This is a genomic window from Arthrobacter sp. STN4 (assembly GCF_024539665.1).
In the GTDB taxonomy this organism is placed as follows: domain Bacteria; phylum Actinomycetota; class Actinomycetes; order Actinomycetales; family Micrococcaceae; genus Specibacter.
On sequence record NZ_JAKZGX010000008.1, the window covers coordinates 21626 to 39570 of the forward strand.

At 61.5% G+C, this 17945-nt stretch carries 17 protein-coding genes and 2 pseudogenes; 11 read left to right on the top strand and 8 right to left on the bottom strand.

Annotated features, from left to right (window positions below; translation table 11 throughout):
• Positions 1-82 precede the first annotated feature (82 nt).
• Positions 83-1475 (top strand): annotated as a pseudogene (locus MMF96_RS08025) (IS1380 family transposase).
• A gap of 154 nt (positions 1476-1629) precedes the next feature.
• Here the strand turns inward: MMF96_RS08025 and MMF96_RS08030 are convergent.
• A complete protein-coding gene (locus MMF96_RS08030; RefSeq protein WP_256883190.1) occupies positions 1630-1998 on the bottom strand; it encodes a VOC family protein in 369 nt (122 codons plus the stop codon).
• Positions 1999-2061: 63 nt separating this feature from the next.
• On the opposite strand from MMF96_RS08030, the gene MMF96_RS08035 reads away from it, so the two are divergent.
• Positions 2062-2520, top strand: coding sequence for a MarR family winged helix-turn-helix transcriptional regulator (locus MMF96_RS08035; protein ID WP_176618124.1), 459 nt, complete (start codon positions 2062-2064; stop codon positions 2518-2520).
• Positions 2521-3895: 1375 nt separating this feature from the next.
• Here the strand turns inward: MMF96_RS08035 and MMF96_RS08040 are convergent.
• From MMF96_RS08040 to MMF96_RS08065, 6 genes are all read right to left on the bottom strand, one after another.
• Positions 3896-4645 carry an SDR family NAD(P)-dependent oxidoreductase gene (locus MMF96_RS08040; protein ID WP_256883191.1) on the bottom strand — a complete coding sequence of 250 codons (750 nt, stop codon included), beginning with the start codon at positions 4643-4645 and terminating at the stop codon, positions 3896-3898.
• Positions 4646-4886: 241 nt separating this feature from the next.
• Positions 4887-5882 carry a Gfo/Idh/MocA family protein gene (locus tag MMF96_RS08045; RefSeq protein ID WP_256883192.1) on the bottom strand — a complete coding sequence of 332 codons (996 nt, stop codon included), beginning with the start codon at positions 5880-5882 and terminating at the stop codon, positions 4887-4889.
• Positions 5879-6781 carry a sugar phosphate isomerase/epimerase gene (locus MMF96_RS08050; RefSeq protein WP_256883193.1) on the bottom strand — a complete coding sequence of 301 codons (903 nt, stop codon included), beginning with the start codon at positions 6779-6781 and terminating at the stop codon, positions 5879-5881. The genes MMF96_RS08045 and MMF96_RS08050 overlap by 4 nt, the downstream gene beginning before the upstream one ends.
• Position 6782: 1 nt before the next feature.
• Positions 6783-7352: a VOC family protein gene (locus tag MMF96_RS08055; protein WP_256883194.1), complete on the bottom strand. Its 570-nt coding sequence runs from the start codon at positions 7350-7352 to the stop codon at positions 6783-6785.
• On the bottom strand, positions 7349-8344 hold the full coding sequence (locus tag MMF96_RS08060) for a LacI family DNA-binding transcriptional regulator (protein ID WP_256883195.1): 996 nt from the start codon (positions 8342-8344) through the stop codon (positions 7349-7351). Before MMF96_RS08060 ends, MMF96_RS08055 begins: the two co-directional genes overlap by 4 nt.
• Positions 8331-9314: a Gfo/Idh/MocA family protein gene (locus tag MMF96_RS08065; RefSeq protein ID WP_256883196.1), complete on the bottom strand. Its 984-nt coding sequence runs from the start codon at positions 9312-9314 to the stop codon at positions 8331-8333. The genes MMF96_RS08060 and MMF96_RS08065 overlap by 14 nt, the downstream gene beginning before the upstream one ends.
• Before the next feature lie 151 nt (positions 9315-9465).
• On the opposite strand from MMF96_RS08065, the gene MMF96_RS08070 reads away from it, so the two are divergent.
• From MMF96_RS08070 to MMF96_RS19870, 9 genes and pseudogenes are all read left to right on the top strand, one after another.
• Positions 9466-10113, top strand: a complete 648-nt coding sequence (locus tag MMF96_RS08070; RefSeq protein ID WP_256883255.1) for a bifunctional 4-hydroxy-2-oxoglutarate aldolase/2-dehydro-3-deoxy-phosphogluconate aldolase — start codon at positions 9466-9468, stop codon at positions 10111-10113.
• Positions 10110-10658: an AAA family ATPase gene (locus MMF96_RS08075; RefSeq protein ID WP_256883197.1), complete on the top strand. Its 549-nt coding sequence runs from the start codon at positions 10110-10112 to the stop codon at positions 10656-10658. The genes MMF96_RS08070 and MMF96_RS08075 overlap by 4 nt, the downstream gene beginning before the upstream one ends.
• A 391-nt stretch (positions 10659-11049) precedes the next feature.
• Positions 11050-12468, top strand: a complete 1419-nt coding sequence (locus tag MMF96_RS08080) for an MFS transporter (RefSeq protein ID WP_256883198.1) — start codon at positions 11050-11052, stop codon at positions 12466-12468.
• A 189-nt stretch (positions 12469-12657) separates the two neighbouring features.
• Complete coding sequence (locus MMF96_RS08085) at positions 12658-13479, top strand: sugar phosphate isomerase/epimerase (RefSeq protein WP_256883199.1); 822 nt, start codon at positions 12658-12660, stop codon at positions 13477-13479.
• 170 nt (positions 13480-13649) lie between these two features.
• A complete protein-coding gene (locus MMF96_RS08090) occupies positions 13650-14441 on the top strand; it encodes an SDR family NAD(P)-dependent oxidoreductase (protein ID WP_256883200.1) in 792 nt (263 codons plus the stop codon).
• A gap of 303 nt (positions 14442-14744) precedes the next feature.
• Positions 14745-14915 (top strand): annotated as a pseudogene (locus MMF96_RS08095) (MmcQ/YjbR family DNA-binding protein); the annotation flags it as partial.
• Between the two features lie 131 nt (positions 14916-15046).
• Complete coding sequence (locus tag MMF96_RS08100; RefSeq protein WP_256883201.1) at positions 15047-15406, top strand: MmcQ/YjbR family DNA-binding protein; 360 nt, start codon at positions 15047-15049, stop codon at positions 15404-15406.
• Positions 15403-15771, top strand: coding sequence for an AAA family ATPase (locus MMF96_RS08105; RefSeq protein WP_256883202.1), 369 nt, complete (start codon positions 15403-15405; stop codon positions 15769-15771). Before MMF96_RS08100 ends, MMF96_RS08105 begins: the two co-directional genes overlap by 4 nt.
• A 439-nt stretch (positions 15772-16210) precedes the next feature.
• The gene (locus MMF96_RS19870) at positions 16211-16867 is read left to right on the top strand and encodes a hypothetical protein (RefSeq protein ID WP_375141413.1); all 657 of its coding nucleotides are present in this window, start codon (positions 16211-16213) and stop codon (positions 16865-16867) included.
• A 257-nt stretch (positions 16868-17124) separates the two neighbouring features.
• On the opposite strand, the gene MMF96_RS08115 is transcribed toward MMF96_RS19870, so the two are convergent.
• Positions 17125-17802: an SDR family NAD(P)-dependent oxidoreductase gene (locus MMF96_RS08115; protein WP_256883204.1), complete on the bottom strand. Its 678-nt coding sequence runs from the start codon at positions 17800-17802 to the stop codon at positions 17125-17127.
• Between the last annotated feature and the right edge of the window lie 143 nt (positions 17803-17945).

Genomic DNA, 17945 nt, shown 5'->3' on the forward strand with positions numbered 1-17945 from the left:
TTTAAGCACGAAATCCCGTCTTTCAGAGGAAAATAGGCTTACGACAGTCAAATTTCCATACCCAAAAGAGATCATCTCGTAAATGCACGTTTCCAATACCCCGGCGGCAGGGTCCGTTTTCCTTGCCGAGGAGTACCTTATGTCGCCGGCCGGGCTGGTGCCGGTGCTATGCCTGGCCCGGGAGGCGCCGCTACACGCACCGACCGATGCATGGTTGTCCGTGCCCACGGACATGGGCGCGAACCCTGGGTTTAGACTCGCATTGCTAGCGGGCATCGTCGCCGGGGCTGACGGCATTGATGACATGGCACTATTGCGCCTTGGAGGGATGAAGGAGCCCTTAGCCGGCAGCTTCGCCCCGTCCACTTTGGGCTCCTTCCTGCGGTCCTTCACGTTCGGGCACGAGCGCCAACTCGACGCAGTCACTTCCGGCGGCCGGCCAGCCTGGCCCGCAAGGCGCCCCTGTTCGGCACACAGTCCGGGGCGGACTTCGTCTTAGTCGACGCCGATTACACCATCATCGAAGTGCACTGGTATCAGAAGCAGGGCTCCGAATGCAGGTACTGGCGGGGTCCACGGCCTCAATGCCGTCCTCGCCGCTGCCACCCTGTAGGGCACGGCGCTGACGATCAAGGGCAAGCGCGTGCGCAAGGGAGCGGCGAACTCAGCCCGCCAGGCCAGGAAATCCGTTACGCAAGCATCGGGCACGCTCAAGCGCACCGGAGTGCAGCCGCCGGTGGTGTGCCGGTTTGATTTGGCCTAGTACGGCTGCCCCGCGGTCAGTCCCGCACTGGCCGGCGGCACCGATGTCACGGTCACGGGACGCATGGACCCTGCCGTCAAACGCGCCATCGCCACCATTGCGGAGTCCGCGTGGGTGCCCATCCAGTACACCAACGCCGTCTATTACGAGGCCACGAAGGGTGGGTCTCGGCCGCGGAAGTCAAGGAAGTGCCGTTCACGACGTTGTCGGGCAGGAAGAAGAGCGGGCGGGTCACCGGCCGGATGGTCGTGCCCCGCATCGGGCGAGCTGAGCGCCAAAGCCGGTGACGGGCAACCCGCCCTCTTTGACACGCACCGCTTCCATGCGTTCTTCCCCCACCGTCCAAGTGGAGACGTTGGGAGCAGTCGCTGCCGATAAGATCCATCGGAAGCACACCGCTATTGAGCGGGTCGACGCCGATTCTGTTGGACAGCGCCTTGGCACACCTGCCCTCGGGGCATTCGACGCGAACCCTGCCAGGCTGGCCGCCGCGGTCATAGCCTACAACCTCACCCGCACCGCTGGGATTCTTGCCGAGTGCTTGTCCGCCAGATCCAGAACGGGAACGATCCGGGCCAGGCTGATCAACGTCCCTGCTCGGATCGTGTCCACGGCCCGAGGAATACGGGACCACCTGCCCGAGAAATGGCCTTGGCAAATTGCCGGGGAACAGCTCGTCGCTGTCACCCATGCACCACCGCAAGCAACATAAAACCTGCCCACCCGGCCGAGGCCGGCACGCTGCAGGAACCCAAACGTGGAACACCAACGGCAGCAAGGAGGGTCATCTGTCCATCCCCAAAAACGAAACGGCCCCCGCGATCCGAAATCAAACAGACCGCGAAGACGGCTCGGTGGATCGAAGCTTAGGCGCGGTCGTGGAGGGTGACGTGGTAGCCGTCGGGGTCGGCAAAGGTGAACGTGCGACCGAATGGGCCGTCGACCGGGGCGGAGACGATCTTGTGGCCGTCGGCGACGAGGGCGTCGTGAATAGCCTGGACGTCGGTGGCATGGAGCCAAATCGCGGTACCGATGCCTGGCTGGGCAACGGTCGCAAGATCGGTCCCCGGAACCAGGTCCCGCAGCGCGAACGCAATGGGCGTGGTCTCGAAGACGACGGCATGGGGCGGGCCCGCCGGGGAGCGGACGAGGCCGAGGTACTGTTCGTAAAACGCCTGCGACGCGTGGAGATCGCTTGCCTGGAGTGAGATGAAGTCGGGGCCGGTTGCGGGCATGTTGACGCTCCTTTTCTATATGTCAGTTTTCTGACATGGGCTAATCTATGTCAGAATGTTGACATGAGTCAAGATTTTATCGGCGTCGATCTCGAGACGTCCCTGGGCTACCTGTTGAAAGAGGCGTCGAGCGCCCTTCGCGCTGCCATGGAGGCAGTGCTGCGGCCGCTCGGGATGACGGTGACGCATTACTCCTGCCTTGAGCTGCTGGCACAGCGCCCGGGCCTGTCGAACTCGGAGCTGGCACGCGGAGCGTTCGTGACCCGACAGTCGATGAACGTGCTGCTGCAAGGCTTGGAACGGGACGGCTACGTGACCCGGCCGGCCCAGGCCCCGGTCGGGAAAGTTCTTCCCACGCGGCTCACGCCACGGGGTCGGCGCAGCCTGGAGAAGGCGACCGTAGCAGTCCGATCCGTCGAGGACAGAATGCTCGGCGGCCTGTCGAAAGACGAGCATGCGGAGGCGTTTCGGATCCTGCAAGGCATGATCCAGTCCCTGCGCGACGATAACGAGGATGCATAAATCGTTCCCGCGGAACAGTCCGCCACCGCGAACACACAAGGATCCCCAACCGGGCTGCACCCACCACCAATTAGCGGTGCGAAAACGCCGTCATTCACCGCCGAAAATTGGGCTCTACAAGTACCCAACCTTTGGCTTATCCTCGAGACCGTCACTATGGATCGCACGTCATGCAACCTGCAATCATGGCGTCGACGGGCCTGAGCTTGACCACCCCGGATACAAGTCCATCCCGGACGGCGCAAAGTTGCATGACCTGGTCGGCACACCTCTCGATCGCCTAAGCAGACTCCTCGAAGCCCGGCGGACATACCGTTTATGATCACATCGGCACATGTGCCGGGGTCTCCCCTATGGACGCCTTGAACGCCATCCAGCGCGCTCCCCGTAGCACCAACAACACCTGCTCTCGCATCAACCTAAAGTCCCGCGCCTTCGAACATAGTCGCTCACGTCCTGCTGCGTATTCGCCCCCGGGTCCCGCCAACTTTCCGTAAACGACGCTGCCCCATTCTTATTCAACCGTGTACGAAAGGTCGCCTTGTCAGCAATTCTGAACCCAGTCTCCCCAGAAACAGGGGAACTACCGACAGCCGAAAAGAAAAATCAAAAACATGCCACCAGCTCACGTTGTAAAGGCTCCGGCGAACCATGAACAGGTGTAAGGAAAAAACGTACCGGGGCCAAGAAGGAGCAGCCACTTAACGAACGCTAAATCAGCAACCGAATGACCATCCGCCGGGCTGCCTAGCAGGTGTGTACCGCGTACACACCACCTAAAGCGCTTACACCGCCCTGACCTGCGGTTTTACTGTGCCCGAGGTGGGACTCGACCCAGCCGACACCCCCTACAAACGCAGTGAATATCAGAAAAGTTCCCGAATCCAAGCCAGTCCGAACCAGTCCAAAGCCAAAGGGTGTGTACGTTGTACACACCCTTTTTTGCCTACGCTCTTTTCTGCAGTCCGGGGCAGCCCCTGTCGCCGGAGGGTCCCCCGCCACCGGCTTGGGGCTGGCGGGTCTCCGTCGTCGTGGCGGGGCGAGGCGGGGCCACCCGGCGAGATGTCGTTATACCCGGATGGGCATGGGCTTTGGCTGCCTTCGGTGGAGTCCTGGACCATCTGTGTCTCAGCGGCCGTGGGTTGCCGGTAGACAACGTCTAGGCTTTTAGGCTTTCATAAGCCTGCATCGGTGGTGAAACATGTGAATTTCGTGAGGAGGTCCCGGCTCTGCACCAACATACGTTGATTCGGTTGAATGTTCACGCAGCATCCGTTGTTGGCTGCGTCCTGGTCCCCGATACCGGGGCAATTGACGGCTCATGCGCTCTGCGGCGGATATCGGCGGATGCCCGCCAATAGAGTACTGACGGATCCTAGGTTCCCATCCCCAGGTGTGCCCCTCCTGCCACGTCGAGGGTCACCCCGGTGATGTATCGGTTGTCCGGATCAGCCAGGAAGAGGATGGCGCGGGCGACTTCATCGGGCTCTGCGAAGCGGCGCATTGGCAGTTGCGCGGCGCGCTTGGCCCGGTTGGCGGCTGCGTCCGGGCCGGAGTCCTTGGCGAATTGAGCCCACATGGGTGTGTTGACCGGGCCTGGTGCGATGGCGTTGACTGAGATTCCGTTGGGTCCGAGTATCTCGGCGAATGACCACATGATATGCAGCACTGCGAGTTTGCTTGCGTTGTAGGGCAGGTAGTTGCTGCGGGCTTCTTTGGCTGCGACCGAGGAGAGGATCACGATCGCGCCGGCCGTGCCGGTGCCGATCATGGAGTGTGCCGCCTCACGTACCATCGAGAACGTCCCGGAGGCGTTGATCCGCATGATGGATTCGAACTCTTCGGTCTTGGTCTCCATTATTTCTGGAGTGCTTCCCAGGATTCCCGCTGCGTGGATGAGGACATCGATGCGGCCGTACTTTGTTGTGATGTCACTGACGATAGAGGCGCATTGCTCTTCAGAGGTGACGTCGAGCGCGAAGAATGCCGCCAGTGGCTGACCTTTTTTGGGGCTGCGGTCGGCTCCGACGACGACGGCGCCCGCGGCTGTGAGCGCATCGACCACTGCATTGCCGATTCCGCCGCTCGATCCCGTTACCAAAACGACCTGGTCTTTGACGCTCATTTGATTTGTCCATTCATGTGGCTGTCCTGTTGTTCCGCTGCGGTTGGTGTGTGAGCTGCTGTCGTGATATTCATTAAGCCTTTCGTGCCGTGTGTGTTTTGGGGTGTGCCGTGGTTGGGGGGCTTGGCTGCTTGCACTGGGCCGCTCCCAAGTGACCTGCAGAAGCCGTTGCCACTACATTCAGGCCGTCTGCGGTCACGCTCCAGGGGCCAGGCACGTGTTTCCTTTGCTTTTCAGCTGATCAGCCTTTGCCACTTGTGGCGTGGCTTTCCCATTGCCGGCCGTCTTGTTCTTTGGCGGGTAGCCCGGAGGCCGCGAGAATCCGGTCGAGCAGGCGCTGGGTGTGAACGGCTTCGCGACCTGAGGTAAGGGGCTGTTCCCTGTCCGTGACCCTGTCGAGGAAGTGGTGGACGGCCGCGGAGAATCCGAGTGTGTCGGTGGCTGTCGCCCAACCGTAGGCCTCGGCGCTGAGCTCGCGTGATGTGGTGACTCCGTTGACGGTTGTCGACACTGTTTCGGGGGCGCGTATCTCCACGGTCTTTCCGCCACCATACGCATCTAGTTTTTCGTTCCAGGCACCTGCGGTTCGAGCTGCCGTCAGCACTCCGGTGTTGCCTGTACTGAAGCGGACGATGGCCGCGACGCCGTCTTCTTCCCAAGGGTCATCGCCGGCTGCATGCGCTGCCACGTCGGCGGGTTCGCCGCCGCAGTACCAGCGGAGCAGGTCGACCATGTGAATGGCGTTCTCGAACGTCGCGCGGTATTCCGAACCGGGGCGGTTCTTTTGCGCGACGCAGAAGGTTGCGCCCTTCTCACCGAACGCCTCGCGCCCTGCCGTGTAGACGGGTGCGTAGCGGCGGTTGAAGTCGACCATCAGGATCCGGCCGCGTTCGTCGGCGAGGTCCGCCAACCGTCCCGCCTCCACGGTGGACGGGGCCAGGGGCTTTTCGCAAAACACGTCTACGTCATGGTTCAGGCACAGCTGGACGGCGTGCGCGTGCTCGGACCGCGGCGTGAGGACGAAGACGGCGTCCAGGTCCTGGGAGGCCAGCATCTCCTCCACTGACGGATATGCGGCACCGAAGCCCCACCGCCGGACCAGGTTTCCCGGATCTTCGCGCCGGGACACCAGGGCAGCCAACTCAACGTCGTCGCGCTGTACGAGTGTGGGCAATTGGGCGATGGAGGCGATATTGCCCGCCCCAACAACGCCGACGCGCAGGCGTTGGGCGTTCATCGTGCCTCCTGCACTTCGGTAAGATCGGAAAGCATTCCACGCAGGGCGGCCGCTGATTCACGGAACCCGTCCTCCGGGTTCGGGAGGTCTTGCGGGTGCCAGCGGTACTCATACTCGATGCTCAACAGATCGTCGTAGCCTTGGCGCAGCAGCGCGGCGAGAATCTCGGGCCAGGGAAGGACGCCGCTGCCGATAACTTTTGACCGGACGGAACGCTCGGATGCATTGACGCGCGCTGTTTCCGTTGCGCGGAAGGCCGCAGAGGAATCGGTGAACACGAGGTCCTTGACGTGTACGTGACCGATCAGCTCGCCTTGAACATCAAAGGCCTGTTCGAACGTCTCGTCGTGGGTGAAGGTGAGGTTGGCCTGGTCATAGAGAACACGAACGGCTGGGTGCGCAACCTCCCGGACGAGCGCCGCGGTTTCGGCCGCCGTTTGGGTCATGGTGCCAAAATGATTTTCCACGCACAAGCGCACCCCGGCCTGTTCAGCCTCCGGCGCCAGGGTCTGCAGGGCCTCCCGCAGTCTCACCCATCGTCTCGCATGGTCGCCGTCTCCCGGATGCCAGGATCCCGCGTACACGCGCACCCGGTCGGCGCCGAGCAGATGGGCGGTCTCTATAGCGCCACGGAATTCGTCTACTCCGTCGCGCCATTCATTCTCGTCCAGGGCGTTGATGGCCGTGGTGTATGGCGTAAGGCCAATGATGGGCAGGCCCTCGTCTTCCGCCGCCCTCAATGCCTCCTTGGCGGCGCGCCGGTCCCCTTGAGGGAGACCTGAAGTGTAGCCGTCCTGGTAAATGACTTCTGCAGCATCGAGCCCTGCGGCTCGAAAAAGCTTGATTGCCTGGGGGACCGTATGGTTCGGAGTACCGAGCGTGTGGCCTGCAAGTCGCATGTTAGGCGTCCTTCCTGAAAGTGTCTTGAGTTGCTGCCCAGTCCGCGGGACCGACCAGACGCGGTGGGGATGCGACGCGGGACCGGTCGACGATTTCCATCAGCAGCCCCCAGGGGGTAGTGAAATAAGTCCAGCGGTTGCCCGCCACGCGTGGACTGTCACCGGCGACTTCCTTGCGTTGCCCGAGCACGCGCACTCCGGGGGTTTCCTGCAGCACGGCGACCGCTTCGTCGACGTCGTCCACAACGAAGCACAGGTGGTGCCCGCCTGCGTCGCAATGCCGTGGCGGGGTTTCCCGCCGTTCAGCGCTGCTCCATTGGAAAAGCTCGATATTCAGGTTCGGAGGCAGCCGCAGCATGGCGAGGATGAGCCGGGCATCAGCAGGGACATCGAAGTTCGTGGGCATGAACGCGGCGTCAGGTCCGCGGTTGGAGCGGTACAACTCCTCGGCGCCGAGTACCTCGACGAAGAACGTGATTGCGTCCTCGAGGTTCGGAACTGTCAGACCGACGTGGTCCGTGTGCCTCAGCCCGGGCAGCCGGCGCAGCGTCCTTGCGCTGACCGCGGTCATTTGCGCGGCCCTGCGGTGGAGGAGCGCACCAGAAGTTCAGGTTCCAGAACGACGTGGTCTATCGATCCGTTCAGGTTCTGCTTTTCTGCCAGTTCGATCGCGATGTTTCCCATGTCAGCGATCGGCTGCCGGACAGTAGTCAGAGCCGGGTTGAACCGGGCGCCCAACGCCAGGCCGTCAAAGCCCATGACCGATACGTCCTCCGGTACTCGGATACCGCTTTGGCCAAGGGCCGAAATCACCGCGAAGGCGACCATGTCATTGGCGGCGATAATCGCCGTCGGGGGATTTACCATCCCGAGAAAGTGCTTGGCCGCGCGCGCCCCTGCGTCCGGATCGGAGCCGCTGTCAAGTACAAGGGGCGTGCCGCTGCCTTCCGCTGAAAGCTCCATATACGCATCCATTCGATCCTGCGCAGTGTGGGTTCCGGAGATACCGGAAACGTAGCCGATCGAGGTGTGCCCCAGGGAACGCAGGTGCTCCAGGGCGATGACTATTCCGCGGCGGCTGTCGACGGTGACGGTTGGAACCGAGGAATCGTCTTCCACACGGTCGATCACTACCACCCGGTGGCCAAAATCGAAGCGCTTGAGGGCGTCGGTATCAACTTTCGTCGAGGGCGCGACGATTCCGAAGGGGGCGTACATGGCCTGCATGGCGGTGAAGTACCCCTCGGTCTTGGCAGGATCTCCGTTCGTGACACACAGCAGCAGCTGGTAGCCGCGCTCATCAGCGGCCTGCGTCATGGACTTGGCAAGTTCTGCAAAGAACGGGTTGGTGATGTCAGGCACGATAAGAGGGACAAAAGTGCTGGTCTTTCGACGCAAGGCCTGGGCAAGCGGGCTCATCGTGTAGCCAAGCCCCTCGGCGACCCGGAGAATGTGCTCCCGGGTTTCGCTTTTTACCGCTTCCGGCCGGGAGAACGCCCGGGAAACCGTTGAGCGGTGGACGCCGGCCGCCTTCGCGACAACGTCAATACTAAGGTCTGCCATTTTCTCTTCCTCCGTGGTCGTCATATGCCTGCCAAATCGGGCGCATCGCATCTTCAAGCTGGGCCAGTGTCGGCAGGCCCTGGAATCCATCGTCCAGCGTTTTCGCGACACGTCGTACGAACGCATCATAGAGAGGGTCACTGTCAACGCCGATCACGGCTGACTCCGTCGCCCCGTCCAGCGCAGTGAACGTGGCAGAACCGTCCGAGTCGACGGAGGCGAATCCCGCCTCCCCTGCCGATGTGTAGCTGCAGTAGCGCTTCAACGGCGAACCCGGGAATGCGTACCCCACCTCGATAATGGCTTCACGCCCGCTCGGGGTGGTAATAATGACGCTGGCATGGTCCTCAACACCCGCGCCGTGCAGAACGAAAGAGAGCCGGGAATCTACTTTTTCCGCTGACTCGTTACTGCCCTGCAGGAACAGATCGACAAAATGCGGTGCCAGATTCGCCAGGCAACCACCACCTGCAGCGGCAGGGTCCAGCATCCAAGGATTCCCGTTGTCCAGGTAGCGCGAGGGCGGCCCGGCAATAAAGGAGGTCCTCTGGTACGTCGGCCGACCGGCCTTGGCCAGCCAACGGTCGATGGGGCCGCCCCGCTGAACTAACGGGACCGTCGCGGGCACGCCGGCAGCTTCCGCTGCCTTCCGCACCTCGGAAAGTTCCGCAAGGGAGGTGCCCAGAGGCTTCTCCACCACGAACGGAATGCCGCGCTCGATCAGGGCAAGACACTTTTCCGCCATGCCACTGTGCGGGCCGAAGACATAGGCAAGCCCAAGATCTGGCAGATCCACCAGGCTCCGCCAGTCAGCCTCTACGGGAGCGTCCCAAACTTCGGCAAGTCCACGGACCAGCGATACGTCCTCGTCACTGATGCCGACGACTTGGTGTTCTTCGCCGATCGCCCGCGTACAGAGCGGGATGTGCCAGTGCGAAGCGCCCAGGATGATCGTGCGTGGTCCACTCATCTGCCAGCTCCTTTGCCAAATATGAGATCGATTGCTGAGATCGGTTGCAATAAGACTATGAATGGTGGAAGAGTTTGTCAACGACACATCAAGATTAGCCCAGGGGTGCCCCGGAAAGGGGAAACTGCCTGGGCCAGAAGAAAGGCCAGCCATGTATAAGAAACTTCGCACCCTCGAGACGATTGACCGGTCCGGCGCCGTCCTCATCGTGCGCCTTGGAAACGAAGATCTGGCAGAACGCGTCGCGGAAGCGGCGATTGCCGGAGGCTTTCGCGCCCTTGAAATCACGCTCTCAATCCCGGGCGCTGTGGACGTGATTCGCCGGCTCTCTGCCAAGCATGGGCCCAATGGAGTGGCGGTCGGAGCCGGAACGGTCCTGGACGAACACTCAGCCTACGAGTGCATCCGCGCCGGCGCCGACTTCTTGGTCAGCCCGCAGCTGAACCCGGCGATGATCCGGATGGCCAACCGGTACCAGGTGCCGACCATCAGCGGTGCATATACACCCACCGAGCTTGTCGAGACCGCCGAAGCAGGCGCCGACATCCTCAAGCTCTTCCCCACCGAAGCCGGCGGCATCCCGTACGCAAAGTCGGTACTCGCCCCCCTGGCGCACCTGCCGGTTATGCCGGCGGGCGGCGTCACGCCCGGCAATGTCGCCGAATGGTTCGCCGCCGGCGTCGCCTGCGTTGGCGTAGGCAGTGCCGTGACAAAAGCCTGGCAACCGGACGGCGACTTCTCCCGCGTCACCGACGCCGCACGGGTGTTTCTCTCGGCCGTGGCGGAAGCCCGCCAATGACGGTCCCCGAAGTCTTCATTGTCATCGGCCCGGCCGGATCTGGAAAGACGACCATTGCCCAGCAGACAGCAAGGGAGCACGGAGCTGCCTATCTGGACAAGGACCGGCTCTGCGGCCGCCTTGTCGAGCTTGCGCTGCAGGTAGCCGGACACGCCCCGAGCGACCGGGAATCCAACGGGTTTTACCGGGAGAACGTTCTGCCGCTGGAGTACGAGACGCTCATGGATGTAGCCGGCGCGAATCTGCGACTGGGACGATCGGTCGTACTCGACGCCCCCTTCGGCGCGTACTTCGCCACGCCGGACTACCTGACGCGCGTCGCGGACGAATTCCACTGGCCCCCCTCAAAGACCACTGTAGTGCGCGTACAGGTCCCCCAGGATATCCTCCGGAGGCGACTCCTTCAGCGGGATCTGGAGAGGGACCGGTGGAAACTTGCGCATTGGGAGGAGTACTGGGCATCGTACGGCAGCGTGAACTGCACCTGGTCCGGGGTCCATTTCCTTGATCTGAACAATGACAAGCACCTGCCGCTACAAGGATGACCCGCTAAACCCTACTCGTGCGGATCGGTCCCCCGCTTGTCCCGCCTTTCCGCGCCGGCAAATCGTTTGGACCTCCACATCTGCGAATCAACCCTCGATCAAAAATGACCATTGACAGAGCTGCAGCGTCTACGTATCGTTGTTTGCAACCGATCTCAGCAACCGATCTCATTCATGAAACGGTTGCAATCGATCTCACGGGTAGAGGCTCGATCAACTTCTTTCCCACTGCACGCCAGGCAGCACCCTAGCGTCCTGCCAGCCGTTGGCCTTGGCCGTCGGTTGTCCCGTCGAACCGAGCTACTGCCGGGCGAGACCCGCACACCGATTCAGGTGTCCGGGAATAATTCCAAGACACCTCCGCAGCAAACGTGAAAAAATGGAGAGTTCAATGAAGACCTCAAAAGAAGCCACCGACATTCCAGACCCTTCCGGACTTCCCGAAGTGTCCACTCACCCTCGCCGCCCAGTCAACATGGTGGCCGGCACGATCGGCCACTTCGTGGAGTGGTACGACTGGTACGTCTATGGGCTGTTGGCAGCTGTGTTCTCGCAACAGATTTTTCCGAGCCACTCGGCTTTCGCATCCCTCGTGGCAGCCCTGCTGACCTACGCGATCGGGTTTGCGGTCCGCCCGCTCAGTGGCATCATCATCTCCCCGCTGGCCGACCGCTATGGTCGACGGGCCGTCATGACGCTCTCCATCTCCGGGATGGCGCTAGGATCCCTGATAGTCGGCCTCACCCCTTCGTTTGCGACCATCGGCTTTGCAGCGCCCGCACTGTTCCTGTTCGCACGCATCCTCCAGGGCGTCTCAGCCGGTAGTGAGGGACAAAGCGCCATCGCCTTTATGGTTGAACACGCCCCCGCGAACCGGCGGGGCCTGTTCGGCTCCTTGTCCAACGCCGCAAGCGGCTTGGCGACCCTGGCAGCGACCGGCGCTGCGGCAATGGTGACATCAGCCTTTGCCCCGGCAGAACTCGCCGCCTGGGGTTGGCGCATCCCCTTCATCGCGGGGGGCGTCCTGGGCATCATCGGGCTCATCTTGCGCATGCGCGCAGACGAATCCCCTGAATTCGAGGCGGTTGCCCTCGTCGACCAAAAGTCCGCACCGGCACGCTTGTGGGACCTGCTTCGCGAACACCCCAAGGCCTTGCTGCAAACAGCCGCGCTCTCTGCGCCGGCCGTCGCCTACTACACCTGGGCCACCTTTCTTCCCACCTACGCCAAGCTGACCACCGGCCGCGACCTCGCATCGTCCCTGACCGGGAGCGTCATCGGACTGGCGCTGCTCGTTATCATCGTGCCGATCTGCGGCGCCCTCTCTGATCGGCTCGGTCGGCGCAAAATCTTCCCCATCATCGGCGCCATCGGCATGATCGTTCTCTTCTACCCCCTGCTCTTGCTGCTGAACCAGCCGGGCTTCGGTGTCTATGTCCTGGTCACGGCATCCGGATGGGTGGTCCTCGCCATCTGGCAGGCCGTCTACCCGACCATCCAGGCCGAACTGTTCCCCGCCGCGGTTCGGGTATCGGGCATCGGCTTCGCACACCAAATCGTCATTGCCGTCTTCGGTGGCACAGCGCCGCTGATCGCCGCCGCATTCGTCGGCGCCGGACATCCCATGTTCGTCGCAATCTACATGATCGCCATCGTCGCCCTCTGCCTCATCGCCTACTTCACCCTTCCCGAGACCGGGAGCCGGGCCGGCCGGGCCACCGTAGCCCCCGCCGACCCAGAAGTACTCCAAGGCGGGCACCTGCTCCAGAGCGCCCCGGCGGCTACCGACACGGCCAAGCCTTCCCGGTAGGCACAATTCTCGGGAGGATGCCGTGGCGGCTCGACTGGGCAGGCAGGGGCGGACCTGCTCCCCCATCCCATCGGGCCGCCAGGCCCGCCAACGGCGCAACGGCCCTTTACTCAAAATCCACAAATTCGCCTGGCGCTAGGAATGACGCATTTTCTCTACACGGATGCAGATCTGAGACGGAACGTTCAAATGAAACAAATGATTATTAATACATTTTCCTACTTATGGTCATCTACGGCAATTGATGCCATTGAGGAATTGGCCAACAACGGATATCAGACTTTCGAAGTCCCCATCAGCTCGCCACATTGTTGGCCTGATGAAATATCCCCGGCAGAACGCTCGGCAATTTATGGACGGCTTAAGCAGCACGGTGCCACTATCAGGTCGCTGAATGCCGGTGGATATGACATCAACTTGGCCAGCCCCGGCGCTAGCATGCGTCGCAAAAGTATTGAGCACATTAAGTCGGTGATCGACTTGGCCGCAGCATGGCGTGTACCCGAGGTCGTGATCTCCCCGGGCACGCGACGCCCGATGATTTCACCTTCAGTTGAAAAAACCTATGGGTGGATGTACGAGAGCCTGGAGAATCTGATTCCGCTGGCCAAGCAGGCGGGAACACGACTTCTCTTCGAAAACACTCCCTATTGTTTCACTCCTACCATCGGAGACTTGGCAAGCATCGTTAATACTGTCAACGACGATTCGCTCAAGATCGTCTACGATGTCGCGAACGCTGCCTACATAGGCGAGAACCCCGTAGACGGCCTGCTCTCCAATCACGAATCAATCGGACTGATTCATATTTCTGATACGGGCACGGAATCCTGGGGCCATGATCCAATCGGCACTGGAGTGATCGACTGGAACGGATTGGGCAACGCAGTCGAAGCAACGTGTGGAGTCAACAACGTTGTTCTCGAGATCATTCGCGAAGAAAACCCTTTGGGTGAATTCAAGAAGGCGATGCAGGACCTCAAAATTCAGGGCTGGAAACTAGGAAACTAACTTTATTTCAGAGGCTGCAGCTGGTTCCCCACGGTCTCGCGTACTATCATAACCTTTTTTCGGTACAAACCGGATCACAAATCGACTAGAGTTTTGCGGTCCATGATACTTAACTATTTTTGCAATTTAAGAATTATTCCCCTGAATCCCGATTAATAGGAGTGTTTGCAATGAGAGCTTTGGTCAGCGGAGGCAGTAGCGGCATAGGCGCATCTACATGCCTGAGACTCGCAGAGGCAGCTCTTGGCCGGGGCGAGCAGCCGATGATTGCGGTGTGTGGACATGAAGCGAACACTAGCCAAGAGCAAGTTGTTCGTTCCATCCAATCAATGGGAGGCACCGCCACCGCATTGGTGGGCGACCTCGGTGACCCCGATGTGCCAAGTCAACTGGTGGAAGCTGCGATAGGCGAATTTGGTGGACTGGACGCGTTGATAGCGAATGCTGGAATTGCTAGCCCTGGTGCTATATGTGACCTCTCCATTGAAGACTGGGACGCCATGTTCTCCGTCAACCTCCGCGGCGCATGGCTTCTTGCCAAATCAAGCTACGAGCATTTGAGGCTTAGCCACGGTTCCGCTTGCTTTACCTCGTCAATGTCTGGCCAGCTACCACATGCCGGATCCGGTGCTTACAGCCCCAGCAAGGCTGCATTGACAATGCTAGCCCAAACACTTGCGCTGGAATGGGCGTCTGATGGAATTCGTGTAAATGTGGTGTCGCCGGGTATGACTCATACACGGATGACTGAAAAAATGTATGCCGATCCCGAAATTAAGAAAGCCAGGGAAGAAATTATCCCATTGTCTAGAATCGGCGCCCCCATGGACATTGCGAACGTGATCGAATTTCTTGTGGGCCCATTATCGGGTTACGTCACCGGGCAAGACATCTGCGTCGATGGTGGCTTCACCAAGTCCATTCTCAGCCATATTCCCGGCCGACCCAGCTCTCAATCTTGAAGCCCGATCTATATCGATACCGCGCCGGGCGGCGTCAAGATCTAGGGCGCTCATCCGGCGCGATGACCGCCAGCCCGGCACGAAGCATCTGTGTGGCGTGCTCCGAGGCATTTGGCCTTCTCTTCCACTCAGCGCTTTTCCTCGCCGCCAAGCAATGAACATATCATGAAACGCAAATCCACCGAGCCCAGAGATGGTCAGTGGGCCCGGGAGGAGGACATGGACGGCGGCACACTGCAACAGCACGCCCGGAACCGTGTCGAGGAGCCTCCAGGCGCTGGGTTGTAGCATCCTTTTGGGCCCGCCTGGGAAGTGTTCAAAGTCCGCGACAAGGTCTTCATGCTGATGACGGATGTCACCGGTGAGCCGATCGTCATCGTAAAGACGGATCCGGAGGACGGCAAGGCGCTCCAGGAGCAGCATGATGACATCACGCCGCGGACCACATGGACAAACAGGACTGGATCACCTTGAACCCGGGAGGGGGACCTGCCAAAGGTTCTCGTCGATGACCTCGTCACGGAGTCCTACCTGCTCGTGGTCGCGAAGCTTCCTCGTGCGAAACGTCCCGTCGGTCCCGAACTATTCGGCGACCGGAGGGGCCTGTGACCGTCACGGGCGAGCGCTTGCTGCAACACGCCCGCGACATCGCGGCATCGCTCGGGAACGTCACCCATGGACGCCCTTTCACGGTGCACCTCGACGTGTGGAAGGTACATAACAAGGTCTTTCTCATCGTCACCGACAATGATCCGGACCTGCAAATCTTCACTGTTAAGGCAGAGCCGCACCGTGGGGATGCGCTCCGTCGCGACTTCGCCACGATCACGATCGGCCGCTACCTGAACAAGCAACAGTGGATCTCCATCGGACCCGGCGTCGGGATCACGAAGCAACTCATCGCAGACCTGGTGCACGATTCCCATGACCTGGCCGACCAGCGGCACCGGAAGCAGCAGCCATGAGTGAGACACCGTCACTGTTCGACCTCGACGGCACCTCGCGGCCCCTGGCCGACCGGCTCCGTCCACGCACCCTCCAGGAAGCCCTGGCGCAGGACCACCTTCTCGCCGTGGACGCGGCGATCGGACGAATGGTTGACACCCAACGGCTGGTTTCGATGGTGCTGTGGGGGCCGCCGGGCTGCGGTAAGACCACCACCGCTAGGCTCCTGGCCAAGGAAGCGAACCTCGCGTTCGCACCGCTCTCTACCACCTTCTCCTGTGTCGCGGACCTCCGCAACGTGTTCAGCAATGCGAAGCGTCGGCGCGAGGTTGGTCGAGGGACGATGATGTTCGTCGGCGAGATCCACCGCTTCAACCGGGTCTAGCAGGACTCCTTCCTGCCCTATGTCGAAGACGGCACCATCATCCTCGTCGGCGCGACCACGGCGAACCCCAGCTTCGAACTCAACGGCGCACTGCTCTCCCGCAGGCAGGTCTTCGTCTTGAAGCGCCTCGACGCCGGCCGCACTCGGCGCCCTCATCACCCGCGCCGAAGCACTGATTCGCAGGCCGCTACCGCTGACCGATGACGCCCGCCAGGCGCCGATGGCGATGGCCGACGGCGAGAGCCGGTACCTGCTGAACATGATCGGACAGGTCCATGCCACGCGCGCACACGTCGACCCGGCCGTGCTCGCAGCCGCAGTGCAGAAATAGCCCGCCGCTGTACGACAAATCGCAAGAGGGCCACTACAACCTCATCTCCGCGCTCCACTAATCCATGCGCGGCTCCGACCCGATGCCGCCCTCTGCTGGCTGGCACGGATGCTCGGCGGCGAAGACCCCCTGTTCATCGCCCGACGCATCACCCGCTTCGCCACCGAAGATATCGGCATGGCCGACCCGGGCGCCGTCCAGCAGGCCGTTTCCGCCTGGGACGTCTACGAACGCCTCGGCTCGCCCGACGGAGAACTCGCCATCGCCCAAGCCGTGGTGTGCCTCGCAACCGCCCCTAAATCGATCGCCGTGTACCGGGGACTGCGCCATGCCATGCGGGAAGCGAAAACGACCGGATTATCGATGCCGCCGGCGCACATCCTCAATGCCCCGACCCGCCTCAGGAAGGACCTCGGCCACGGTGACGGCTACAAATACGACCCCGACACCAACACCGGTTCTCCGGAGCGAACTACTTCCCCGAGAACATGGCTCGAGAAACGTTCTACGAATCGACCAATAACGGCTACGAACGCGCCATCACCGAATGACTGCGGCACTGGGCCCAACTGCGCAATGGCGACACCTCCGACCCCACTTCCGATTTCGACACACACTGACCCATCCCCGAAAGGACCTATGACAGGACTGCCGCTTCCGCTCCTCACCCCGTACGCTCCTGGCTCAAGATCCCGTACGCCTCCGCTCCGCGGAACGCTTCCGCCGCCCCACCTTGCTGCCGTTCAACCCCGAGCTACCCTATGACCGGAAAGGCCCCGGTCAGCTCCAAGTCGGCGATACCAGCTGGCTCGAAGCCGATAACGGATTCAGTAGACAACCGGCTTGGCAATATATGGCAGAGCCTCGTCACGTTTCACCCACGCTTTTCCATGAGAACGCACGGTATGCGTTGACATACCCATGGGACCCAACTTCCCGCACTCCTCCGGAAACCCTTGGCTTTTAGCAGGCGACCACAACCGGTGGTCCGTTCGGACTGGCAGCCAGTTCCGGCAGGGTGACTAAATTAGAGTTGCTCCCAGCATTCTGTGTCCAACCGCGATGGACTCGCCGGAGACGCCGGAGAGCGGCGAAATAAGGAATGCGACGAGGTCGGCGATCTGCTGTGGTGTTGAATCTCCTCCGCGGCCGGGGGCGACCGTGGCGCTCGGGGTGACCGTCACCACGGCCGGGCTGACGGAGTTGACTGTGACGCCGCTTCCGGCGAGCTCATCTGCAAGGTTCTTGGCGATAATGGTCGTGGCCGCATTTCGGACCGAGCCGGTGATGTTTCCAGTGATAAATGCGTTCTGGCCGCTGACAACAACGATTCGACCAAAACCCGACTCCCGCATCGATGGGATCACCGCGGACGCGACGCGCAGGAACGCCATGGCCTTGCCATCGACAGCGCTGAGAACTTGGTTAGGTTCCGAGCTGCGCGCCGGGTCCAAGGATTGGGCAGGCGGAGCCGCTGCAACAACGAGGCCGTCGATCCGTCCGTGCTCCTGCAGCACGTGCGCAATCGCTTTCGAAACCGAAGCATCGTCACCCGCGTCGAGTGTGATCCCTCCAGAACCGCGGCGGGATGCAACGATCACAGTAGCGCCTTCAGAGCGTAGCTGCTCCACCACTGCAGAGCCAACCAGGCCGGTACCGCCGACGACCAGAATGACACGGTTATTCACAAGCAGGTCCATGTCTGGCGCAACACGTCGATAAACGGAACTATTCCAGGTCAGGCGGTCGCCGACACGCTTGCCGGCCTCGCCCGCGACCAGGTGACGACCGGGAGCTGGCCCTCGGGACGCCTCCCCTCCCTCTAACCGTCCCTGGAGAACCC

What these genes read in the sequence shown, in the direction of transcription:
- MMF96_RS08030 (WP_256883190.1), bottom strand. Translation starts at nt 1,998, where the DNA reads ATGCCCGCAACCGGCCCCGACTTCATCTCACTCCAGGCAAGCGATCTC.
- MMF96_RS08035 (WP_176618124.1), top strand. Translation starts at nt 2,062, where the DNA reads ATGAGTCAAGATTTTATCGGCGTCGATCTCGAGACGTCCCTGGGCTAC.
- MMF96_RS08040 (WP_256883191.1), bottom strand. Translation starts at nt 4,645, where the DNA reads ATGAGCGTCAAAGACCAGGTCGTTTTGGTAACGGGATCGAGCGGCGGA.
- MMF96_RS08045 (WP_256883192.1), bottom strand. Translation starts at nt 5,882, where the DNA reads ATGAACGCCCAACGCCTGCGCGTCGGCGTTGTTGGGGCGGGCAATATC.
- MMF96_RS08050 (WP_256883193.1), bottom strand. Translation starts at nt 6,781, where the DNA reads ATGCGACTTGCAGGCCACACGCTCGGTACTCCGAACCATACGGTCCCC.
- MMF96_RS08055 (WP_256883194.1), bottom strand. Translation starts at nt 7,352, where the DNA reads ATGACCGCGGTCAGCGCAAGGACGCTGCGCCGGCTGCCCGGGCTGAGG.
- MMF96_RS08060 (WP_256883195.1), bottom strand. Translation starts at nt 8,344, where the DNA reads ATGGCAGACCTTAGTATTGACGTTGTCGCGAAGGCGGCCGGCGTCCAC.
- MMF96_RS08065 (WP_256883196.1), bottom strand. Translation starts at nt 9,314, where the DNA reads ATGAGTGGACCACGCACGATCATCCTGGGCGCTTCGCACTGGCACATC.
- MMF96_RS08070 (WP_256883255.1), top strand. Translation starts at nt 9,466, where the DNA reads ATGTATAAGAAACTTCGCACCCTCGAGACGATTGACCGGTCCGGCGCC.
- MMF96_RS08075 (WP_256883197.1), top strand. Translation starts at nt 10,110, where the DNA reads ATGACGGTCCCCGAAGTCTTCATTGTCATCGGCCCGGCCGGATCTGGA.
- MMF96_RS08080 (WP_256883198.1), top strand. Translation starts at nt 11,050, where the DNA reads ATGAAGACCTCAAAAGAAGCCACCGACATTCCAGACCCTTCCGGACTT.
- MMF96_RS08085 (WP_256883199.1), top strand. Translation starts at nt 12,658, where the DNA reads ATGAAACAAATGATTATTAATACATTTTCCTACTTATGGTCATCTACG.
- MMF96_RS08090 (WP_256883200.1), top strand. Translation starts at nt 13,650, where the DNA reads ATGAGAGCTTTGGTCAGCGGAGGCAGTAGCGGCATAGGCGCATCTACA.
- MMF96_RS08105 (WP_256883202.1), top strand. Translation starts at nt 15,403, where the DNA reads ATGAGTGAGACACCGTCACTGTTCGACCTCGACGGCACCTCGCGGCCC.
- MMF96_RS19870 (WP_375141413.1), top strand. Translation starts at nt 16,211, where the DNA reads ATGCTCGGCGGCGAAGACCCCCTGTTCATCGCCCGACGCATCACCCGC.
- MMF96_RS08115 (WP_256883204.1), bottom strand. Translation starts at nt 17,802, where the DNA reads ATGGACCTGCTTGTGAATAACCGTGTCATTCTGGTCGTCGGCGGTACC.